Here is a 20,985-nt window from a genome sequence, read left to right as displayed (position 1 = left end):
CATCGATTCCACGCGAGGCCGTTCCATGAGCAAGACCGTCACGCTGACCGACAACTCCACCGGCAAGAGCATCGAGCTGCCGCTGCAGGAGGGTTCGCACGGGCCCAACTGCATCGACATCCGCACGCTGTACAAGGAGCTCGGTTACTTCACCTACGATCCGGGGTTCATGTCGACCGCCAGCTGCCGCTCGGACGTCACGTTCATCGACGGCGACGCCGGCCAGCTGCTCTATCGCGGCTACCCGATCGAGCAGCTGGCCGGGCAGAGCACCTATCTGGAGGTGTGCTACCTGCTGCTCAACGGCGACCTGCCGTCCTCCGACGAGCTGCACGACTTCTCGCGCATCATCAAGGAGCACTCGATGCTGCACGAGGCGGTGCGCCGCTTCTTCGACGGCTTCCGCCACGACGCGCACCCGATGGCGATCATGGTGGGCGTGGTCGGGGCGCTGTCGGCCTTCTACCACGACAACGTGGACGTGCATAACCCGGAACACCGGCGCATCGCCGCGCACCGGCTGATCTCCAAGATGCCGACCATCGCCGCCTGGTCGTACAAGTACGCCAACGGCCAGCCGTTCATGTACCCGGACAACAACCTGTCCTACACCGCCAACTTCCTGTCGATGATGTTCGGCGTGCCCAGTGAGCCGTACCAGCCGAACCCGGTGTTCGTGCGCGCGCTGGACCTGATCCTGATCCTGCACGCCGACCACGAGCAGAACGCCTCGACCTCCACCGTGCGCCTGTCCGGCTCCTCCGAGGCCAACCCGTTCGCCGCGATCTCCGCCGGGATCGCCTCGCTGTGGGGTCCGCTGCACGGCGGCGCGAACGAGAAGGTCATCCGCATGCTCGAGGAGATCGTGCACAGCGGGAAGAGCGTCGAGGAGTTCGTCGCCCGGGCCAAGGACAAGAACGACTCCTTCCGCCTGATGGGCTTCGGGCACCGGGTGTACAAGAACTACGACCCGCGCGCGAAGATCATCCGCAAGATGTGCCACGAACTGCTGGAAGAGATGGGCGACATGGGCGCCGACAACCAGCCGCTGTTCGACGTGGCGATGGAGCTGGAGCGCATCGCGATGGAGGACGATTACTTCATCGAGCGCAAGCTCTACCCCAACGTCGACTTCTACTCCGGCATCATCCTGCGCGCGATGGGCATCCCGCTGAACATGTTCACCGTGATCTTCGCCCTCGCCCGCACGGTCGGCTGGATCTCACACTGGAACGAGATGATGCAGGACCCCGAATCGCGCATCGGGCGCCCGCGTCAGCTATATACGGGGTATCCCGAGCGCGAATACGTGCCGATCGAGGAACGTTGAGGCCGGCCGCACAACGGGAGCGCCTTCCCGAGGCGTCTCCCTTGTGAGTTCTCCCTTGTGGAAGGGCGGGGACGGTTGTACATTAGAAGAAATCGATATACGAGGAGGAGATCCGCATGAGCATCGACCGCATCGTCATGGCGTTTGCCGGCGCCGTCATCATCATCAGCGCCATCCTGGCCTGGCAGTTCAGCCCGCTGTGGCTCCTGCTGACCGGCTTCGTCGGCCTTAACCTGCTGCAGTCCGCCTTCACCGGCTTCTGCCCGCTGGCCATGATCCTCAAGGCCATGGGCGTGAAGCCGGGCGAAGCCTTCAGCTGAGGCCGGCCCGGCAGACACCCCGCGCCCGCCCCGAACGGCGGGCGCATGCGAAGGGCCCGGACGTCTCCGTCCGGGCCCTTTTCGTTCAGGCGCACGGGTTTCCGGGGCCAAAGGCGCGAGGACTTCCGGGAATCTATCCCGGCAACGGCAGTCGCATCAGCATGTACAAGACGTGGTCGTGTCACAGCCCGGCCATGCCCATGGCGAGGAGCCGCGGCGGTCCAGTTCGGGCGGGCGCGCGGTCATCCGTACAGGGACGACTCGGAGCGAAGCGGTCGATGAAAGTTGAGCGGTAACAAGGTCATGATCAACCAGGGCAGCAGCGGACACGACCCGGGCACCAGCACTCTTCGGAGCACAGGCCGGAGTGCGGCCGCGTCGCCCGTTGCCGGGACCGTTCACCGGAGCGCCCCCGGATGACATTCCGCCCACTGGCTCCCGACGCACTCACCGAGGCCATTGCCACGGCGGCGCCGGATGCGATCCTGATCATCGACGACGAGAACCGCCTCGTCTTCGCCAACCGGGCCTTCGAGGCCCTGCTCGGCCATGACCGGGCCACCATGTACGGTCACCCCGTTTGTGAGCGGATCGTCCCGGAGCGCCACCGGGCCGCGTTCCGCGAGGGGTTGCACCACGCCCGGGAGCACCGGGACGGGCAAGCGGTCGGCACGCTCAACGAGATGAAGGTGCTGCACCGCGGCGGCCACGAGATCACGACGGCGTTGTCGGTCTCGTCGGTCGCTCTCGACGGTCATTGGTACGCGGTGGTGGTCCTGCGCGACATCGCCGAGCACGAGCAGGCCATCGAGGAGATCCGCTACGCCCGCGACCAGCTTCAGGCGATGACGGAAAACATCCCCGGGATCACCTACCGCTGCAAGCTCGATGAAGACTGGACCGCGCTCTATGTCAGCGAGGGCGCGGAGCTGGTGACCGGCCACCCGGCCGCGGACTTCATCAACAATGCGGTGCGAACCATCAAGAGCGTGACGCACCCGGACGATCTCGCTTTCGTGGATCAGAGTGTCACAACCGGTGTGGCCCGGAAACAGGGCTGGGATATCGAGTACCGGATTTGCCGCAAGGATGGTCGGGTCCGCTGGGTGCATGAAAAAGGCCGGGCGATTTTCGACCGCGACGGCGGTGTGGCCTATCTCGACGGTTTTGTTCATGACATCACCGAGCGCCGCCGCCAGACCGACTTCCAGGCGATGGTGGCGGCCATCTCGGCCGACATGGTCAACACCCCGGTAGAACGGGCGGACGATGCCATCCACAGGGCGCTGGAACGCATCGGCCGATTCTTCGAGGCCGATCGCACTTACGTCTTTCAGTTTCGGGACGACGGGTGCCTGATGGACAACACCCATGAGTGGTGCGACGAGGGCGTGGCACCCCAGGCTTACCGCATCTCCGAGGTGCCGATGGCCGCCTACTCCTGGTGCACCGACCACATCCGTCGACAACAGCCCGTGCACGTGCCCGATGTGGAGGCCCTGCCGCCGGAGGCGGCCAACGAGCGGGCCGAGTTCCGCGCCCAGTCCATCCGCTCCCTTTTGATGCTGCCCCTGTCCACCGATGGACAGGCGTTCGGCTTTTACGGCCTCGATCTGGTCCGCATCTCGCACCACTGGAGTGACAGCGAGATCCGCCTGCTGCAGGTCGTGGGGGAAATCTTCTCCAGTACTCTCGCGCGACGCCGCGCGGAAGAGACCCGCCAGGCCCAGGCCCGGCTGCAGGCGATGGTGGTCGAGATCTCCGCGGAGATGGTCAACCTTGCCGGCGCGGGACTGGATAGCGCAATCGATCGAGCACTGGAGCGCACCGGCGCGTTCTTTGCTGCCGATCGAAGCTACATATTCCGTTTCGGCGATGACGGCACCACCATGAGCAACACCCACGAGTGGTGCAACGAAGGGGTCAGTCCCCACCGGGAGACCCTGCAATCGATCCCGCTGGACCATCATGCCTGGATTACCGACCGGATACTGCGCGGTGAAAGCGTGCACCTGCCCGACCTGGCCATTCTCCCCGAGAACCTTCCGGAACGGGCCGAATTCCAGCGCCAGAGAATTCAGTCACTGCTTTGCCTGCCGCTGATCATCGACCGAAAGGTCTACGGCTTCCTGGGGTACGACATGGTCGTGCGCCGGCGGGTGTGGACCGACGAGCAGATCACTTCGCTCAACCTGGTGGCCGAGATTGTCGCCGGCGCCTTCGCCCGGCGGGAGGCGGAGGTGGAGTTGAGGCGCTCGGAAGCGAAGCATCGCACCCTCTTCGAGGCCACTTCCGATGCCGTCATATTGCTGGACGAATCCGACTTTCTCGACTGCAACGACGCCACCCTGAAGATGTTCGGCTGCGCCAGTCGGGAAGAATTCCTCGACAAGCACCCCGCCGATCTGTCTCCGCCCGTGCAGCCCGGCGGAGCCGACTCGCGCACGCTGGCGGGCGAGCAAATCCGTACCGCCGTCGAACAGGGCAGCCATCTGTTCGAGTGGCAGCACCAACGGATGGACGGCGAGGTCTTTACGTCGGAAGTGCTGCTCACCACCATGAACGTGGAGGGTCGGCGATTACTGCAGGCGGTAGTGCGCGATATCACGGAACGCAAGCGCGCCCAGGCAGAACTCGAGCGCCTCTCCTCGATCGATGGCCTCACCGGCGTGGCCAACCGCCGCTGCTTCGACGAGACGCTGGAGCAGGCGTGGAAGCATGCGGCGCGCAGCGACGATTCTCTCGGGCTGCTGCTGCTCGACATCGACCTTTTCAAACGCTACAACGACCAGCATGGCCATCTGGCCGGTGACGACGCGCTGAAGGCCGTGGCCGGGGCAATAGCCGATGCCGTGCCGCGCAGTACCGACCTGGTCGCACGCTACGGCGGCGAGGAGTTCGCCTGCATCCTGCCCGCAACCGACCTGGACGGAGCCCGCAAGGTCGCCGAGCGGATCCGGGCCGCGGTACGCGGTCTCGCCCTACCCCACGAAACCGTCGACGCCGGGCGGGTCACGGTCAGCATCGGGGCCACGGCCTTGCATCCGGCCAGCCCGGAAGTTTCCGACCCCTCGGTCCTGCTGCACACGGCTGACCAGGCCCTCTACCGCGCCAAGGAACAGGGCCGCGACCGAGTGGCGGTCTTGACCGCCCAGAAGCCCTGACGGGCTGCTTGCCGGGGGCGGAAGCCGGCCCCCCTTCGACCCCCTTGCTCCAATTCAGGATGCGGCGCCGTCGGCTCCCGTCATGGCCGTACCCCGCTCAGGGATCCGGTTCAGGCCGCCTGGCAGAAGCTCCTTGCGGAGAACGCCGTTTCCTCCGGCGTTTACTCCGGCTCGCGCAGCCAGCAAGCGGCGCGGTGTTCCGGCGCGGGGTGGAAATCGGGCGGGTCGCGGGTCTCGCAGACTCCGGCCATGGCCTGCGGGCAGCGGGGGTGGAAGCGACAGCCCGGCGGCGGGGTGACCAGGCTTGGGGCCTCGCCGGCCGGGATCTCGCGCATATGCCGCGCGTTGGCGGGGTCGGGGTCGGCCAGCGCGGACAGCAACGCCTCGGTGTACGGGTGCTGCGGGGCCGCCAGCAGGTCGTCCACCGGGGCCTGTTCCACGATGCGGCCGGCGTACATCACCATCACCCGCCCGGCGTAGTGGCGCACGGTGGACAGGTCGTGGGTGATGTAGATCAGTGCGATGTCGTGCTCGCGCTGGACCCGGTGCAGCAGGTCGAGGATCTCCACCCGCACCGAGGCATCCAGCATCGACACCGGCTCGTCGGCGATGATCAGCTTCGGCCGCAGCAGCAGGGCCCGGGCGATTACCACCCGCTGCTGCTGCCCCCCGGAGAGCTGGTGCGGAAACTTGCCGCGCATCTCGGCCGCCGGGGTCAGCCCGACCTCCTCCAGCGCGGCGTCGATGCGTCGTTCGCGCTCCGCACGCGGGCCGATCCCGTGCACGATCAGCGGTTCCTCCAGCGCGCGGCGGATGTCCATGAACGGCGGCAGGGCCCCGTAGGGATCCTGCTGCACATAGCCCACCCGGGCGCGGTAGTCCTTCATCGCCGCGCCCCGCAGCTCGGCCAGGGACTGCCCGGCGAAGCGCACGTCGCCCCCGGTCGGCCGGTTCAGCCCCAGCAGGGTACGCGCCAGCGAGGACTTGCCGCAGCCGGATTCCCCCACCACGGCCACCGCCTCGCCGGCATCCAGGGTGAAGCGCACCCCGTCCACTGCGCGCACGGTCCCGGTACGAATGAAGCCCCACTGGCGCAGCTCGAAGTGGGTCTGCAGGTCGTCGGCGACCAGCAGGGGTTCCTGTTGAGCACGGGTGTTCATCCGGTCCCTCCCGCGTCATGCAGCCAGCAGCGCACGCGATGGCGCTCGTCCGGGTGGAACACCGCCGGGTCGTCGGCACAGCGCTCGAAGCGGCGCGGGCAACGCGCGGCGAAACGGCAGCCGGCGGGCGGATCCTGCAGGCTGGGCGGGCGCCCGGGGATGGGTACCGGCGCTGCCTCCTGGCGCAGGCGCGGCACCGAGGCCATCAGCATCTGCGAGTACGGGTGTGCCGGCGCGGTGAAGAATGCCTCCGCCGGGGCCTCCTCCACCACCTGCCCGGCATACATCAGCGCCACGCGGTCGGCCAACTCGCTGGAGGTGGCGACATCGTGGGTGATCAGCACGAAGCTGGTGCCGCGATCGCGCTTGATGCCCTTGAGTACGTTCATGATGGAAGCCTGGGTCAGCACGTCCAGCGCCGAAGTCGGCTCGTCGAGGATCACCAGGTCGGGGTCGGTCACCAGCGCCATCGCCAGTACCGCCCGCTGGCGCATGCCGCCGGACAGCTCGTGCGGGTAGCGCTGCAGGAAATCGGCGGCGATGCCGACCTCCTCGAACGCCTCGGCGGCGCGGGCCATGGCCGCGCGCCGCGACCAGCCGCGGTGGATGCGCAGCGGCTCGGCCACCTGTTCACCCACCCGCACCACGGGATTCAGCGCGTTCATCGCGGCCTGCATCACCAGCGCGATGCGCACCCAGCGCACCTCGCGGCGGAAGCGGTCCTCGGACAGCGCCAGCACGTCGCGCCCGTCCAGGCGCACCTGCCCCGACGGCCGCCCGGCATTGCGCGGCAGGGTGCGCAGCAGCACCTTCGCCAGCGAGGACTTGCCGCAGCCGGACTCGCCCAGCACCACCAGCGCCTCGTTGCGGCGGATCTCCAGATTGACCCCGTCGACCGCGTTCACCGGCCCCTGCTCGGTGCGGTACTGCATGCGCAGGTCCTCGATCTCCAGCAACGGGCTGTCGGGGTTGGCCGTCACCGCCATCACAGGTTCCTCAGCCGGGGATTGAACACGCGATCCAGGGCGAAGCCGAGCATGGCGAAGCCCAGTCCGGTCAGCATCAGCAGCGCCGCCGGGCTGACCACCCAGTAGTAGAACCCGTGGTACAGGGCCGACTGCGCCTGGGCGTCGTGCAGCACCTTGCCCCAGGTCGGCAGCACCGGATCGCCCAGGCCCAGCACCGCCAGCGAAGCCTCGAGGAACACGTAGGTCGGGATCAGGGTCACGAACGTGGGGATCAGCACCGGCAGGATGCGCGGCACCATGTAACGCAGCACGATCCGCGGGCTGCTGGCCCCGTAGGCGCGCGCCGCCTCGATGTACGGGGCCTGGCGGATCGGCAGCAGCATCGCGCGGTACATCTTGATCCCGGCGGAGAAGATCCCGAGGACCACGACCACGCCCAGCATCAGCCAGATACTGGTGGAATAGAGCGTTCCGACCATCACCAGGATCGGCAGCAGGGGGAGGATGATGTTGACCTCGGTCAGCCGCTGGATCGCGGCATCCACCCAGCCGCCGTACCACACCCCGGCCGCGGCGATGATCAGGGTGGTGATGGTCGTACCCACTGCGGCAATCAGGCCGAATGCCAGCGCCACCGGCGTCCCCCACAGCAGGGCCACGGACAGATCGCGGCGCTGATGGTCGGTACCGAACAGCCCGTGGACCTGCCCGTAGGCGACCAGCTCCGGATCCAGCCGGCCTTCTTCCTCGAAATGCACCGTCTCCAGCACCAGGCGGTAGGTCCCGGGCATCACCTCGGGCTCCGCCGCGTCGGCATCGCTGAACAACCCGACCTGCGGCGCCTGCCCCAGACGGGCCTCCAGCGCGCTGTCCTGCGAGATCGACACCCGTTCGCGGGCCCCCACACGGCGCGAACCCAGGGCCACCTCCGTGCCGTCCGGGCGCTCCCAGGTCATGCGCACGAACGGCGCGCGGCTCTCGAACTCCGCATCCAGGAACAGGTTGAGCTCACTGGGAAAGTCGTCGTAGTCAAACTCGAAGTGCAGGGTCCGCTCCTCGATGCGGCCGCCGTCGAACGGGGCCACGCTGCGCCGTTCCGCATCCGCCCCCACGCTGAGGGTCGGCGGCGCGTTGCCCCCGGTCAGCCGGTCGGTCCAGGCCGGTGATGCATTCACCGGCAGGTCCTGCCATTCCTCGCCACCGCGCCACAGCTTCTGCGCCTCGCTGTAGGGGATGGCCGTGACCGCGTAGATCGCCGTGCCCAGCAGGGCGAGGATGATCAGCATCCCCGCCACCGCCGACGGATAGCGCCGCAGCCGACGCAGGCCCTCGCTCCAGGGACTCATGAACGGCCTCCTTCAATGCGCACGCGCGGATCGAGGATGGCGTAGAGGAAGTCCAGCACGAACACGGTGATCGCGAGCAGATAGGCGAAGATCACCACCGATCCGATGATCACGGGGGTATCGCGATGGCCGATGGCCTCGAACAGCAGCGTACCCAGACCCGGCCAGTTGAACACCTGCTCGAGGATGATCGCGCCGCTCCACAGCCCGATCAGCATCAGAAGGAAGCTGGTCACGATGGGCGACAGCGTGGGCCGCAGGATGTAGCGCTGTTCGATCAGGCGATCCGGCAGCCCCTTGGCGCGTGCCATCTCCACGTAGTCCTCGCTGGAGTGGATCAGGAAGAAGGTGCGCCAGGAGTAGATCGAGATGAAGATCTGCGAGATGAACATCGCCAGCACCGGCAGCGCCATGTGCCGCAGCACCGAGGCCGCATAGGCCCAGCCGTCCTCCGGCGGCGGCACCGCGACCATGCCACCGGTGGGGAACAGCGGCCAGATGAACGCCAGCAGCAGGATCAGGAAGATGCCGTAGAACCAGCCCGGCGCGGCGGAACTCGGCGCCAGCCCGATCACGCTCTGGTCCATCGCGGAGCCGTAGCGCCGCGACAGGCCCAGCGCAGCGAACACCGCGACGAAGAACACCAGCAGGTTGGCGGTGCCGAACAGCAGCAATGTGGCCGGCAGCCGCTCCACGATGATCTGGTAGACCTCGCGCGAGCCGGCATCGGAATGCATCTCCTCGGCCCGTCCGAGATCGAGGATCATCGCCTGATAGAGATAGTCGAAGCTGCGCCAGATGAAGGGCTCGTCCAGGCGCAGGCGGTCGACCTCCAGCGCCACCTGCTCCTCGATCAGCTCGTTGCGCTCCTCCGACGGCAGGTCGTGGAAGGCGGGATCGGCGCGCACCGCCTCGGCCGCCGTGGTCTCGATCTGGGCCAGGCGCAGGTCATCCACCTGCCCGCCCATGTTGGCGATCACGATGGTCAGATAGACCCCGATCAGCACCGTCACCAGCAGGGCCAGCAGGCGCTTACCGGTGAACACGGTCAGCCGCCGGAGATCCCGCCCCAGCCCGCGCCGCATGCCGGTGGCCGACTCAGTCATCAGCGTCCTCCGGCAGGACCTCGGGCACGCGCCCGCCCGGCACCGTGGCAAAGGCATGCGAGGCGAATGCCGGCAGCGCCACCGGCCTCGCGGTCACCGCGATCTCCAGGCCGTTGGCCCCGGTCCCCAGGGCCTCCAGGGTCTCCGCGTCCAGCTCCAGGCGCCAGCGCCCGTCGTCCCCGGGTTCGATCGCACCGCGCCGCACCAGCTCGTCATCCCCGTCGAACAGCATCCAGCGCACCTCCTCGATGTCCTCCGGCGGATAGGCCTCGCCGGCGAAACCGATGTCCAGGTCCACATTCATGGACTCGCCCAGTTCGGCGATCAGCGGCCCCTCCAGCACCAGTTCCGGGATGCGCGGCTCGGCGAAGCGCAGCCACTTGTCGGCCGGATCGGGGAAGTCCTCGAAGCGCCGCAGCACCAGGCTGCCTTCCACCGGACGCACCCGATGCAGATAGAACGGACCGTCGCCGACCCAGAAATGCCCGCGCTCGGCGTACCACTCCTGCAGTGCGGCGTAGCGCTGCGCCGGCTCTTCGTCCGCCACCCATTCCCCCAGCACCGGGGCATAAGGTACCCGGCCGCTGGCAGCCGCACCCTCGAGGTAGTCGCGCAGGATCGACAGCGCCGGCCCGGAGACCAGATGGGTCTGCTCCACGCCGCGGCGGTCCGCCTGTCCGGTGGAGAAGGCCAGATCGCCCTGGCGTTCGGCCTCGATCCCCAGCCCGAGGACATGCCATGGCTGCACCGAAGGCACGCGGTTGGCCACCAGGCTCTCGGCATCGGGGAAGACCTGATCGCTGTAGACCTCGACCGTCAGCGGATCGGTGTCGGTGATGCGCCAGCCACGGAAATGCCGCTGGTACACCGAGAACGTGGGTACGTGCCCGGGGTCGAACAGCGGGCTGTCCTCGTCCGCACGCTCGAAGGTCAGGATCCAGGGCAGGATCATGTCGGCCACCGACACCCGCGAGCCGTCGTGCCAGTAGCGGTCAAGATAGCCCGACTCGAACTCGATCTCGGTGCGCGAGCGCGCGGTGAGCCCGTCGGGCTCCTTCTCGTCCACGGTGACCATGCGGCCCTCGCCGGCATCCCAGTCCAGCCAGGCATCCCCGGGCACCTCGATGCGCTCCACATGCTCCAGCTCCACCCAGTCCAGGGTGCGCCCGACCGGAGCGCCCTCCTCCACCGTGACCCGCGCGCGCTCGATGCGCTGGGGCCGGTACAGTCCGGTGAACGGATCCGCCAGCGCCGCCGGATCGGACAGCGAGCGCAGGATCATCTGGTCGAAGATCCAGTTGGACCCCGCCACCGGGTTCCAGGGCTCGGTGAGCATGCTGGGGGTGCCGATGACCACCCGGCCGCCCACGCCGTCGCGAAAGCGCAGGGTATACGGCCACAGGCCGGACCCGGTGACCCCGCCGGCCAGATCCACCGCCACCTCGACGTTTTCGGCATGCGGCCAGACACTTTGCTGGTCCACCAGCCAGATCCGCACAGAATCCTCCATGGCCAGCTCCAGCGCGCGCCCCATCAGCTCCTCGCGCTCCTCCACGGACCGGTACTCGCGGCGCTCCAGACGCTCGGCCAGTTCATCCAGCTCCGGATCGGGATCGTAGGCCTGCCACAGCGGATCGGGGCGCCCCCGGGGGGTGTAGTAATAGTTGAAATCGCCGCCCACGTCGCGGTTGATCACGGTGGAGACCCAGCCCCCGGTGTACACGTGCCAGCGGCCCTCGGCGGGATCGCTGGCGATCCACAGCCGGGTGGCCTCGTCCGCCGTGCGATACAGCCGCTCGGTCTCGAACCCCAGATCCTCCAGCCGGTTGGCCACGTAGTCGCCCACCCGCTCGCGGTTGTCCTCGGTGCGGATCAGGACCTTGATCACCACCGACTCGCCCTCGTAATACCAGCGGCCGTCACGGCGCTCCGCGCCCAGGGCCTCCATGCGTTCGCCGATCACCCGCTCGGCACGTTCGGTGTCGTGGCGATAGCGGATCTCCAGTTCGCGCGCGGTATCGGCCAGACGGGCATAGTCGGGGAACGCGGTGTTCAGCGGCAGATAGCGCGGCGCCGCCAGCCCGCCGTAGAGCTCCTCGGCGATGTGCGTGCGGTCCACCAGCCAGTTCATCGCCTCGCGGACCCGGCGGTCGGAAAAGGGGTTGAGCGCGCCGTCATCGGTGACCGCGGGGTTCAGGGTCAGTTCGGACACGGATCCGCGCGAGAAATGGTGGCCCACCCGCGGCGAGGCCTGGATCTGGCGGAACAGCGAGGCCGAATCCAGCCCCTGACCGAACAGGTGATGCGAACCGCGCTCGATCAGCGCGGTGATGCGCCCGGGGTCGGATTCCACCGTGAACACCACCTCGTCGACCAGCGCCCCCTTCCGTTCCGCCGGGTCGCCCGGCACGGGCTGCGGGGCGGCGGTGTCGTCGCTGCGCTCGCCCATCCACAGGGTGCCCGCAACCGCCAGCACGAACAGGCCGAGAATCAGCGGGGGCAGCAGGCGGCGCAGATCGAACAAGGGGACTCCTCGGGCTGTCGGGTCAGGGCGTGTCGTCGGGGGCGGGTTCGTCGCGCAGTTCGTCGATCACTTCACGCACCTCGTCGGTGTCCCACTCGATGGCCTCGTTCACGGAATAGCGCACCCGGCCCTCGCGGTCCAGCAGGAACGAGCTGGGGAAGGCGAACACGCCCCATTCCTGCGAGACCGCCCCATCCTCGTCCATCAGTACAGGAAAATCGACCTCGACCTCTTCCATGAATTCCAGGATGTGCTCCGGCGACTCGCGGAAATTGATCGACACGATCGCGAACTCGTCCTCGTCGTACGAGCCTTCGAGGCGGTTCATCGACGGGATCTCGTACACGCAGGGCGGGCACCAACTGGCCCAGAAGTTCACCAGCGTGACCTGGCCGGCCCGATCCTCCAGCCGGTGGGTGCCGCCGCGCGCGGCGGTCAGCTCGTAGCCGGGCGGCTCCTCGGGCTCGCGCTCGACCATCCCGTGCTCGCTGCCCAGCGGCTGGTCGCGCTCCTCGTCCAGCTCGGCGACCTGCGCCGGGCGCGGCAGGCCCGCCAGCACGCGCGCCGTCGAAAGCAGCTGCTGCGGGGTTCGCTCGACCGCGTCACTGCCGGCCTCGTCGGGGCGCATGTAGTAGTCACGCTCGCCGGCGATGATCCGCGCCAGCGCCGGGCTGCCGGCCGCGTGCAGTTGCCGCATCAGCTCCGGCAGGCGGGCCGCATGGGCCCCCTCGGCGGGCTGGAACACCGCCACCGGCATGTTGGTCGCATCCACGATCCCGAACAGCTCCGGGTCATCCCCGGCGGCTGGGGTACCGCGATACAGATTGGGGAACAGCAGGATCGCGCCGGCCACGGCCTCCGGGTCGTCGGTCGCCGCCTGCCATTCGCGCAGCCCGCGCAGCGCGGGTACGCTCATGCGGTCGGAGGCCACCAGCGTCACCGGGGCATAACCCCGCGCCCCGGCCTCCTCCAGCAGCGCCGCGGTGGGCCCGCCGTCCAGCCCGCGCACGGTGGAACTGGCGCGTTCCAGCAACAGCGAATCGAGCAGGTCCACCACCCACACCGTGGCGCCCTGCTCCGCCAGTTCGCCCAGCAGGTCGCGCGGGGCATCCAGCTCCTCGGCCGCCGGGATCAGCCAGATGAACAGCGGGCCCTTGCCATCGGCCTTGCCGAGGCTCTCCACCTCCAGGTGGTCCCCGCCTTCCAGCTCGATGGTGAATTCCCCCGCCGCATCGCCGGCCAGCAGGCCCGACGGCAACAGGAGAACCACCAGCCACAGCAGCGCACGCCCCGTCCGGGACCACGGAATCGACCGCACATTGAACCTCGCGAATGATGGAATAACCGGAATGAAGACGCCGCACCAGCCGACAGGCTTCCTGCGCTTCCTGTTCCCGGGTTCTGCCGATGATCCGGCAAGGCCGCAGCGCACGCAACGCCGGCTCCCGAACAACTACTCCATGAAGAGATAGGTCCGGTTGATGTTGGGCCGATGCCAGTCGCCGAAGTGCTCGAGATGCTCGAACTCGGGTGCATCGGCCAGGTCATCCACGGTCTCCTGCAGCGAGGCCCAGTCCTCGTGGGCCTGTTCCACGCCGCTTACCACGAACCGCAGGTAGTCCCCGGTTTCGGCGGTCACGAGATCCATGCCCGCCACATCGCCGTGGCCGGGCACCACGGCGGCCGGTGCCTTCTCTTCCAGCTTTTCCACCGCGGTCAGCCAGGCCACCGGGTCACTCCACGGGTGGATGCCCAGCATGCGGTCGAGATAGACCATGTCTCCGGAGAAGAAGACATCGGTCTGCGGCAGATACACCACCGCGTCCCCGGGGAAATGGGCATCCGCCCAGAACTCCAGATGGAACTCGGTGCCGCCGATCTTCAGCTCGTGGCGGTCACCTTCCAGCGGCTCGTCGGTCACCACGGCCTCGGTACCCTCGAAACGGTCCTCGAGGATGCCCGACATGCGTTCGATGTGGTCGTCGGCAAAGTCCTTCCGGGTCTCGGCCGTGCGTTCCAGGGTGATCAGCTCGGCTCCCTGCTCGCGGAAATAGCCATCCGCCATCCAGCGGTGATCCTGCGACCCGATGCCGATCACATGGGTCACCGGCTGATCGGTGACTTCCCCGATCGCCTCCTCCAGCATCTCGCCAAACGCGTACGACGGGCCGGAATCGATCAACACGACGCCCTCGTCGGTCACCACGAAGCCGAGATTCATGGTCAGCCCGAGGTTGTCGTAGGTCCGCCCCTCGATGGAGCCGATGATGGCGTAGACGTCCTCCGCCACCCGCACCGGCTGCAGCTGATCCACCCGTTCCAGATCACTGGTGCGGGCATCACTCAGGCGCTCGTCCGGCCCCGGAATCTCGACGTCGATCTTCACGTCCGCACCGAGCGGAGCGGCCATGACCAGCCAGAGGCATCCGGCCATCATCCATTGCAGTCTCTTCATCAGCTACATTCCCTCAGGTTCTTCCGCTACCCATGGGACGCTGCCCGGCCCGTTTCATTCCTGCCGCTCGTGCGGAATGCCGGGCACGGCATCCCCGTCTCTTCTCGCAGGGTCCGTCTTGCTACCGGACACGCGGGAGGAACGTCATGCAACACCGCCAGACCACTTTCATATTTGCCGGCGCGGCCGCGCTCGGCCTGCTGGTCGCCGGCACCACTCCGGCGCTGGCCCACACCGATACGGATGCGGCCGGCGGTGTAGCCGCGGCGGCCCTGGCCGGCACGACGACATCCGTGCCGCTGGCACGCGGCGAAGACGGGGACCGCCGGCCCCCGGTACCCGACGAGTCCTGCCCGGCCTGACGCCGGGTTCGGCCCGGGGCTCAGCTGCAGTCGGCGGAGTGCCCCGTGCGCAGCGGGAGGTTCAGCGGCCGGTCTTCCGCTTCACCGGCGAAGGCAAACAGCCCGCGGCCGTGATCCTTGGCGCGGTACATGGCCTGGTCGGCGCGATGGATCAGCCCGTCGCCGTCGCGGCCGTCATCCGGGAACATCGCGATGCCCACGCTGCATCCGATGTGGATCTCGTGTCCGTAAAGCTCGAACGGCGTGCTCAGCTGGTCGATCACCTTCTGCGCCACCACCGCCGCATCCGCAGCGCGCTGGATGTCCCGTACCAGCACGATGAACTCGTCCCCGCCCAGACGCGCCACCAGATCGCTCCCGCGCACCGTCTCGCGCAGGCGTCGGGCGACCGCCTGCAGGATCTCGTCGCCCATCGAATGGCCAAGGGCATCGTTGACCGGCTTGAAGTGATCCAGATCGAGGAACAGGACCGCCACCACGTCACCGTGGCGCCTCGCCTGCCCCAGGGCCAGATCGAGGTGCTGGTGGAAGGCGTTGCGGTTGGGCAGGTCGGTCAGCGGATCGGCATGTGCCAGGTGATCCAGGCGCCGCTCCGCCTCTTTCCAGCGGGTGATGTCCTCGAAGGTCACGATGAAGTGAGTCGGCTGTTCGGCCTCGTCGCGCACCGCGATCACCGTGGTCCAGGTGTAGCAGGCGGTGCCGTCGCGGCGACGCTTGATCAGTTCGCCTTCCCAGCGGCCGTCCTCGCGGACTCCGGCCTCGATGTCCCCCGGCAGCGCCGGGTCCTGCAGTTCGGAGTCCAGCAGGTCGCCCATCGGGCGCCCGTATACCTCACCGGGCTCGTAGCCGGTGATGGACAGGAAGGCAGGGTTTACCTTCAGCACACGTTGCCCGGCATCGGTGATCAGCAGCCCCTCGGAGGCGTTGTCGAACACCTGCGCGGCCAGGCGCAGCTCGTCTTCCATCGCCTTGCGCTCGGTCACGTCGCGCAGGATCGCCAGACTGGCCGCCTCGTGCTCCCAGGTCAGCGAGGTGACGTGCATCTCCGCCACCCGCGGTTTCTCGCCCGGTGGCAGCACGTCGATCTCGGTGCGCCCCGGTGCCGTGGGAAAGCCGAAACCGGTGCCGCGCAGCGCCTGCAGGTCGCGCCCGAACAGCCGGTCGGCGGCGGGGTTGGCGTAGCGCAGCACGCCACGGGAGTCGACCACGATGATGGCGTCGGCGGACGAGTCGAGGATCGCCCGCAGTTCATTTTCCGACGGGTGCCCCGACCCGCCGAACCCGTCGCCGCCGCCGTCCCCCAGCCAGTACGCAGGGGGCGGCCTCATGGCCGGGGATTCCATTGCTGCCATATTCATGCTGGGAGTCATGCGTCTTCGTCCGTTTGTCGCACGTGCACCGGATGACCTTCGAGAATGCCCTCCACGCCCCGGAAGGGCTCGCCGATGTGCATCCCGCGATGATCAATGCTGAAACGCCGGATCCCGGCGTCGTGTCCCGCCCCGCGCATCTTCAGCACGGCCAGGCCGCGATGCACGCGGCCACGCATCTCGACATAACGCAGGACGATGATGGAATCGGTCAGGGTCGAGATATGCGCCTCGGTCACCGACGCACCCCCCATCAATGACGGCGTGGAGGCGGTGAAGAGCCCCGCGATCTGGCGCTCCTTGATGAAGGAGGTCAGGCTGATCACGAACTCGCGGAAACCGCGCGGGGTGGCCACGCGTTCCAGCGCGGTCAGGCTGTCCAGCGCCACCCGGTCCGGGCGGAACCGGTCGATCGCCTCCTTGATGCGGACCAGGTGGTCCTCCAGCCCGGCGACCTCGGGATACTCGCAGCGGATCGCCAGGTTTCCGGCTTCCTCCGCCGGCGCATAATCGACGTCCCAGCCGCGCGCATTGCGCATCAGCTGTTCGCGGCTTTCCTCGAAGGCGAACAGCATGCAGCGTTCGCCGGCGGCCAGTCCGCCCTCGGTGAATTCCGTCGCCATCAGGGTCTTGCCAGTGCCGGTGGCGCCGGACACCAGCACGATCGAGTCGCGGTAGAAACCACCGCCACACATGCGGTCCAGCTCCTCGTTGCCCGAGGTGGTACGCACGTCGGTGGAATGCTGGGTCAGTTCCATCGCCGACAACGGGATCGCGATCAGCCCGGCATCCGGCAGGATGGTGAACGGGTATTCGCCCTTCTGGTGCTGCGTGCCGCGGAACTTGAGGATCTCCAGCGTGCGCCGGCGGGTCTCGTGCTCGAGGATGTTGCGCAGGATCACCACGTTGTCGGCGACGAATTCCTCGACCCCGTGGCGTGCAACCGGGCCGTATTCGGTCTCGCGCTCCGCGGTCATGATCGCCGTCACGCCCAGCGCCTTCAGCCGTGCGGCGATGCGGAACAGGTCGCGGCGCACCTGGCGAGTGTCGGGGAAACGCGCGAACAGCGCGCCCAGCGAATCGATTGCCAGGCGTCGGGCACCGCTGCGCTCCACCGCATGCTCGATGCGCGCCAGCAGCGCCCCGAGGTCGTAGCTGCCGGCCTCCACGGTCTCTTCATCGGGATCCGGCGAGACGTCGACGAACACCCAGCGCCCGTCAGCCTCCCAGTCGTCGACCGGCCAGCCGAAGGCCCCGAAGTTGCGCCGCAGGTCGGCCGGCCCCTCTTCGCAGGTCACGAACACCCCGGGGGCATCGTCCCGCCGGATGCCGGCGGCCAGGAACTGACCGGCGAACACGGTCTTGGCGCTGCCCGGGGTACCCGCCACCAGCGTGGTGCGCCCCGCCGGCAGGCCGCCCCGAGCGATCGCATCAAAACCCGGGATGCCGGTGACCAGCTTGTCGATACCGCCCGCCGGAGCGGGTTGATCCCCGCCTGTCATTGCAGCGGCTCCCGCTGCCCGGGCCCGACCAGTTCCAGGCCGTGCAGCACCTCGTCGCGGTCGGAGAGATCGCCGATGATTCGGCGGATGGGGGGTGGCAGTTCGCGGATCAGCGTGGGGGTGGCCACGATGCGCTCGTCCTCGCCGCGTTCCGGGTTCTCGAGTACGTCGATCACCTCGATCCGGTAGCGCCCCTGGAGCTCCTCTTCACAGATGGCCTGCAGATTGGCCAGTGCCCGCGCGGACCGGGCCGTCTGCCCCGTCACGTACAGGCGGAGCAGGTATTCCTGCGCCACAAACCCTCCCCGGACGGCGGTTGCTCGCCCCTGTTGCTGACCGGGGATTATCCGGAAGCCTTCAATGCGGCGTCAATCCGGCCCGAAGAGAACCGGGGCCTTCCCACGACGCGGCGCACAGGACGGGAGGCTCAGGTCCAGACGCGCCGCAACCGCTCGCGGTTGAGGGCCAGCCACTGCAGGGCGATCACCGGGCCGGCCGAGTCGATGCGGCCGTCGTACATCAACTGCAGCGCCTCGTCGAAGGGCACGGTGAACACCCGGATGTCCTCGTCCTCCTCGTGCAGCCCGTGCACACCGCCCACGCCCAGGCTGTCCACCTCGCCACAGTAGATCCGCAGCGATTCGGAATTGCCGCCGGGGCTGACGTATACCTCCTGCACGAACTCGATGCGCCCCGGGGTCACCCCGGCCTCCTCGAGCGCCTCGCGGCGCACCACCGTCTCCGGTGACTCGTCCGCCTCGATCACGCCGGCGACAAATTCCAGCAACCAGGGGCCGGACGGCTTTTCCAGCGCGCCGACCCGGAACTGCTCGATCAGCACCACCCGATCGGCCACCGGGTCATAGGGCAACAGCACGGCCGCGTGGCCGCGCTCGAAGCGCTCGCGCGTCAGCTGCCGGCTCCAGCCGCCCTCGAACAGCCGGTGGCGCAGGGTGTAGCGCGCCATGCGGAAGAAACCCTCGAACAGCGTCTCGCGTTCGAGGACCTCGACATCTTCGGGCCCCAGGCCCGGGCGGCGGCCATCGCCGGCGCTCACGGGGCCTCGACCTCGTCGATGTCCTGACGCAGCAGCTCCAGGCGTTCCTGCACCGGCTCGGGGTATTCCGCCTGGCGACGCCCGCCGATGTGCTCGGCGAGGAAGCCCTCCAGCCCGGCGAAGAACGCCAGGCGGTTGGTCTCGTTAACGAAACCGTGGCCCTCGTCCAGCGCCAGCAGGTATTCCACCGGATGCCCGGCGTCGCGCAGCGCCGCCACGATCTGGTCCGACTCGGCCTGCTTGACCCGCGGATCGTTCGCGCCCTGGGCGACCAGCAGCGGCGACTCGATGCGGTCGACGTGGAACAGCGGTGACTGTTCTTTCAGGCGTTCGCGGTCGTCCGGATCATCCGGATCCCCCACACGCCCGTGCATGCGCTTGATCCCGGCCTCCCAGTACGGCGGGATGGACTCCATCAGGGTGATCAGGCTGGACGGCCCGACCATCGACACCCCGGCGGCGTACAGCTCCGGGGTCCAGGTCAGCCCGGCCAGGGTTGCGTAGCCGCCGTAGGAGCCGCCGTAGATCGCCACCCGGTCCGGGTCGGCGATGCCCTCGTCGATCAGATGTTTGACCCCGTCGGTCACGTCATGCTGCATCACGCCGGTGCCCCACTCCTGGTTGCCGGCATTGAGAAACGCCTTGCCAAACCCGGAGGAACCGCGGAAATTCGGCTGCAGCACCGCGTAACCACGGTTGGCGAGGAACTGCACCTGTCCGCTGTAGCCCCAGGTGTCGCGCACCCACGGGCCGCCATGCGGCAACACCACCAGCGGCAGATCCTCGGCCTCGGCCCCGCGGGGCAGGGTCAGGTAGCCCGGGATCTCGGTGCCGTCACGGGCCTCGTAGCGGATCGGCTCCATGTACGCCAGCACGTCCTCGGGCAGATCGGGCCGCGTGCGATACAGGCGCTCCAGTTCGCGTTCGCGCAGATCGGCCACCCAGGCACTCCCGGGATCGACATCACGCTGCACGCCCACGGTCCACACGTCCTCTTCACGGGTCCGCGAGGAGAACGACAGCTCCGCGTCGCCCAGCTCCGAACGCAGCCAGTCCAGCGCCTGCTCGAATTCCTCGTCGTGCGCGTAGATCCGCTGCCGGTCGCCGGTGTACAGCGTGGCCAGCAAGCGGTGGTCATCGTCGGAAAACAGCGCGCGACCGAGATCCACCTCACCTTCCGGATCACGGTGCACCCGGGTCTCCTCGCCGGAATCCGGGTCGAACAGGACCAGCTCGCTCAGATCACGATCCTCGCCCGCGTTGGTGCTCAGATAGAGCCTGGCGCCATCCTTGTGAAATCCGGCCACGGAGCAGCTCTCGCCGAACTCGCAGGCGTAGATCTGCCGGAAATCATCCTCGCCGTCGACGCGCAGGATCTCGCTCCCGCCGTCACCGGTGGTGCGCGTCGCCTTGCGCAGCTCGCCCTCGTGGAAATGCCAGCCTTCGATCTCCGCGGTGTTTTTCACCACCCGCTCGCGCTCACCGCTGGCGATGTCGACCCGGTAGACGTCGTGCAGCCGCGGGTCACGCTCGTTCAGCCCCACGAACAGGTGTTCCGGCGCCTCTCGCGGTACATGGATGATCCGCGCCTGCACCCCGTCACCTCCGGCCAGTGCGCGTGAGTCGGGATATCCGTCGGCCTCCGGGTCGGGCGTCTCCGGGGCCTGCAGGGCCCGGATCTCGAAGTCCTCGTCACCGTCGGCGTCCCGCGCATACAGCAGGTACGCGCCGTCGCGCGACCAGAAAAAGCCCGAGACCGAACGCTCTTCGGTGGTGACCGGCTGAGCCTGCTCGACCGGCTCGCCCCGCGCCACCACATGGATGTTCATCGCCCCCTCGTAGGGTCGCAGGAAGGCGACACGATCGCCGCCCGGGGAGATCCGCGCGGAGGCGTATTCCGGGTCGCGGAAGAAGCGTTCCAGCTTCACCAGCGGCGGCGCATCCTCGGTCCACGGGCCGGCGCCCTCCTCGGCCGGCGCGGTCTCGATCTGCGCGCCCGCCAGAGCCGGCAGCGTCAGCAGCAGCGCACCCATGATCGCGGTCCGCGCCGGCACGCCACTTGTTCGGTTGCGCGCGCCGCGCCGGTTCGTCCTGTCCAGCGGTTCCTGCATCACGTCCTCCCCAGTCGCTCTGAATACAGGATGACATCCCGCGCCGCTTTGCGGTTCCGCTGCCGACCGGGAACTTTTGTCTGCTTCCCCCACCTACGGGGGGAAACCGGCGAAAGACCCGCTACTGCGGGGTATGCATGCCCCGGGCGCCGTGATCATCCGACCCCCCGGCCCCGCAAGATGCGATCCAATCGTCATCTGGACCCAGTC

16 protein-coding genes are annotated in these 20,985 nt (G+C 68.2%); 4 read left to right on the top strand and 12 right to left on the bottom strand.

Annotated elements, in window-relative coordinates; genetic code table 11:
* Window positions 1-25 precede the first annotated feature (25 nt).
* The 3 genes from D571_RS0101690 to D571_RS13905 all read left to right on the top strand — a co-directional run bounded on the left by D571_RS0101690 (window position 26) and on the right by D571_RS13905 (window position 4,814).
* Window positions 26-1,330, top strand: a complete 1,305-nt coding sequence (locus tag D571_RS0101690) for a citrate synthase (RefSeq protein ID WP_026287497.1) — start codon at window positions 26-28, stop codon at window positions 1,328-1,330.
* Window positions 1,331-1,446: 116 nt separating this feature from the next.
* Window positions 1,447-1,650 carry a DUF2892 domain-containing protein gene (locus D571_RS0101685; protein WP_018934947.1) on the top strand — a complete coding sequence of 68 codons (204 nt, stop codon included), beginning with the start codon at window positions 1,447-1,449 and terminating at the stop codon, window positions 1,648-1,650.
* A 416-nt stretch (window positions 1,651-2,066) separates the two neighbouring features.
* Window positions 2,067-4,814 carry a diguanylate cyclase gene (locus D571_RS13905; protein WP_018934946.1) on the top strand — a complete coding sequence of 916 codons (2,748 nt, stop codon included), beginning with the start codon at window positions 2,067-2,069 and terminating at the stop codon, window positions 4,812-4,814.
* Window positions 4,815-4,975: 161 nt separating this feature from the next.
* Here D571_RS13905 and D571_RS0101670 read toward each other — a convergent pair whose 3' ends face one another.
* From D571_RS0101670 to D571_RS0101640, 7 genes are all read right to left on the bottom strand, one after another.
* The gene (locus tag D571_RS0101670; protein WP_018934945.1) at window positions 4,976-5,974 is read right to left on the bottom strand and encodes an ABC transporter ATP-binding protein; all 999 of its coding nucleotides are present in this window, start codon (window positions 5,972-5,974) and stop codon (window positions 4,976-4,978) included.
* Entirely contained in the window at window positions 5,971-6,960 is a 990-nt protein-coding gene (locus D571_RS0101665; protein ID WP_018934944.1) for an ABC transporter ATP-binding protein, read from the bottom strand. Before D571_RS0101665 ends, D571_RS0101670 begins: the two co-directional genes overlap by 4 nt.
* On the bottom strand, window positions 6,960-8,288 hold the full coding sequence (locus D571_RS0101660) for an ABC transporter permease (RefSeq protein WP_018934943.1): 1,329 nt from the start codon (window positions 8,286-8,288) through the stop codon (window positions 6,960-6,962). Before D571_RS0101660 ends, D571_RS0101665 begins: the two co-directional genes overlap by 1 nt.
* On the bottom strand, window positions 8,285-9,394 hold the full coding sequence (locus tag D571_RS0101655; RefSeq protein WP_018934942.1) for an ABC transporter permease: 1,110 nt from the start codon (window positions 9,392-9,394) through the stop codon (window positions 8,285-8,287). The genes D571_RS0101660 and D571_RS0101655 overlap by 4 nt, the downstream gene beginning before the upstream one ends.
* The gene (locus D571_RS0101650; RefSeq protein WP_018934941.1) at window positions 9,387-11,918 is read right to left on the bottom strand and encodes an ABC transporter substrate-binding protein; all 2,532 of its coding nucleotides are present in this window, start codon (window positions 11,916-11,918) and stop codon (window positions 9,387-9,389) included. The genes D571_RS0101655 and D571_RS0101650 overlap by 8 nt, the downstream gene beginning before the upstream one ends.
* Before the next feature lie 22 nt (window positions 11,919-11,940).
* Window positions 11,941-13,236: a TlpA disulfide reductase family protein gene (locus D571_RS0101645; RefSeq protein WP_018934940.1), complete on the bottom strand. Its 1,296-nt coding sequence runs from the start codon at window positions 13,234-13,236 to the stop codon at window positions 11,941-11,943.
* 135 nt (window positions 13,237-13,371) lie between these two features.
* Window positions 13,372-14,355 carry an MBL fold metallo-hydrolase gene (locus D571_RS0101640; RefSeq protein ID WP_026287496.1) on the bottom strand — a complete coding sequence of 328 codons (984 nt, stop codon included), beginning with the start codon at window positions 14,353-14,355 and terminating at the stop codon, window positions 13,372-13,374.
* Window positions 14,356-14,519: 164 nt separating this feature from the next.
* On the opposite strand from D571_RS0101640, the gene D571_RS0101635 reads away from it, so the two are divergent.
* A complete protein-coding gene (locus D571_RS0101635; protein WP_018934938.1) occupies window positions 14,520-14,735 on the top strand; it encodes a hypothetical protein in 216 nt (71 codons plus the stop codon).
* Window positions 14,736-14,755: 20 nt separating this feature from the next.
* Here the strand turns inward: D571_RS0101635 and D571_RS0101630 are convergent, their stop codons facing one another.
* The 5 genes from D571_RS0101630 to D571_RS0101610 all read right to left on the bottom strand — a co-directional run bounded on the left by D571_RS0101630 (window position 14,756) and on the right by D571_RS0101610 (window position 20,775).
* Complete coding sequence (locus D571_RS0101630) at window positions 14,756-16,078, bottom strand: diguanylate cyclase domain-containing protein (RefSeq protein WP_018934937.1); 1,323 nt, start codon at window positions 16,076-16,078, stop codon at window positions 14,756-14,758.
* A 23-nt stretch (window positions 16,079-16,101) separates the two neighbouring features.
* Window positions 16,102-17,607, bottom strand: coding sequence for a circadian clock protein KaiC (gene kaiC, locus D571_RS0101625; protein WP_018934936.1), 1,506 nt, complete (start codon window positions 17,605-17,607; stop codon window positions 16,102-16,104).
* Window positions 17,604-17,903 (bottom strand): circadian clock KaiB family protein, encoded by a 300-nt coding sequence (locus D571_RS0101620; RefSeq protein ID WP_018934935.1) that lies wholly within the window; start codon window positions 17,901-17,903, stop codon window positions 17,604-17,606. The genes kaiC and D571_RS0101620 overlap by 4 nt, the downstream gene beginning before the upstream one ends.
* Window positions 17,904-18,034: 131 nt before the next feature.
* Window positions 18,035-18,664 carry an ADP-ribose diphosphatase gene (gene nudF, locus D571_RS0101615; protein ID WP_018934934.1) on the bottom strand — a complete coding sequence of 210 codons (630 nt, stop codon included), beginning with the start codon at window positions 18,662-18,664 and terminating at the stop codon, window positions 18,035-18,037.
* Window positions 18,661-20,775, bottom strand: coding sequence for a S9 family peptidase (locus D571_RS0101610; RefSeq protein WP_018934933.1), 2,115 nt, complete (start codon window positions 20,773-20,775; stop codon window positions 18,661-18,663). Before D571_RS0101610 ends, nudF begins: the two co-directional genes overlap by 4 nt.
* Between the last annotated feature and the right edge of the window lie 210 nt (window positions 20,776-20,985).

Origin of the sequence: Thioalkalivibrio sp. ALJ24 (assembly GCF_000377785.1) — a bacterium.
In the GTDB taxonomy this organism is placed as follows: Bacteria; Pseudomonadota; Gammaproteobacteria; order Ectothiorhodospirales; family Ectothiorhodospiraceae; genus Thioalkalivibrio.
Note: the sequence above shows the minus strand (reverse complement) of the source record. Positions and strands in the feature narration are given on the sequence as shown.

What these genes read in the sequence shown, in the direction of transcription:
- kaiC (WP_018934936.1), bottom strand. Translation starts at nt 17,607, where the DNA reads ATGACAGGCGGGGATCAACCCGCTCCGGCGGGCGGTATCGACAAGCTG.
- D571_RS0101690 (WP_026287497.1), top strand. Translation starts at nt 26, where the DNA reads ATGAGCAAGACCGTCACGCTGACCGACAACTCCACCGGCAAGAGCATC.
- D571_RS0101610 (WP_018934933.1), bottom strand. Translation starts at nt 20,775, where the DNA reads ATGCAGGAACCGCTGGACAGGACGAACCGGCGCGGCGCGCGCAACCGA.
- D571_RS0101640 (WP_026287496.1), bottom strand. Translation starts at nt 14,355, where the DNA reads ATGATGGCCGGATGCCTCTGGCTGGTCATGGCCGCTCCGCTCGGTGCG.
- D571_RS0101630 (WP_018934937.1), bottom strand. Translation starts at nt 16,078, where the DNA reads ATGGAATCCCCGGCCATGAGGCCGCCCCCTGCGTACTGGCTGGGGGAC.
- D571_RS0101685 (WP_018934947.1), top strand. Translation starts at nt 1,447, where the DNA reads ATGAGCATCGACCGCATCGTCATGGCGTTTGCCGGCGCCGTCATCATC.
- D571_RS13905 (WP_018934946.1), top strand. Translation starts at nt 2,067, where the DNA reads ATGACATTCCGCCCACTGGCTCCCGACGCACTCACCGAGGCCATTGCC.
- D571_RS0101655 (WP_018934942.1), bottom strand. Translation starts at nt 9,394, where the DNA reads ATGACTGAGTCGGCCACCGGCATGCGGCGCGGGCTGGGGCGGGATCTC.
- D571_RS0101670 (WP_018934945.1), bottom strand. Translation starts at nt 5,974, where the DNA reads ATGAACACCCGTGCTCAACAGGAACCCCTGCTGGTCGCCGACGACCTG.
- D571_RS0101665 (WP_018934944.1), bottom strand. Translation starts at nt 6,960, where the DNA reads ATGGCGGTGACGGCCAACCCCGACAGCCCGTTGCTGGAGATCGAGGAC.
- D571_RS0101660 (WP_018934943.1), bottom strand. Translation starts at nt 8,288, where the DNA reads ATGAGTCCCTGGAGCGAGGGCCTGCGTCGGCTGCGGCGCTATCCGTCG.
- D571_RS0101635 (WP_018934938.1), top strand. Translation starts at nt 14,520, where the DNA reads ATGCAACACCGCCAGACCACTTTCATATTTGCCGGCGCGGCCGCGCTC.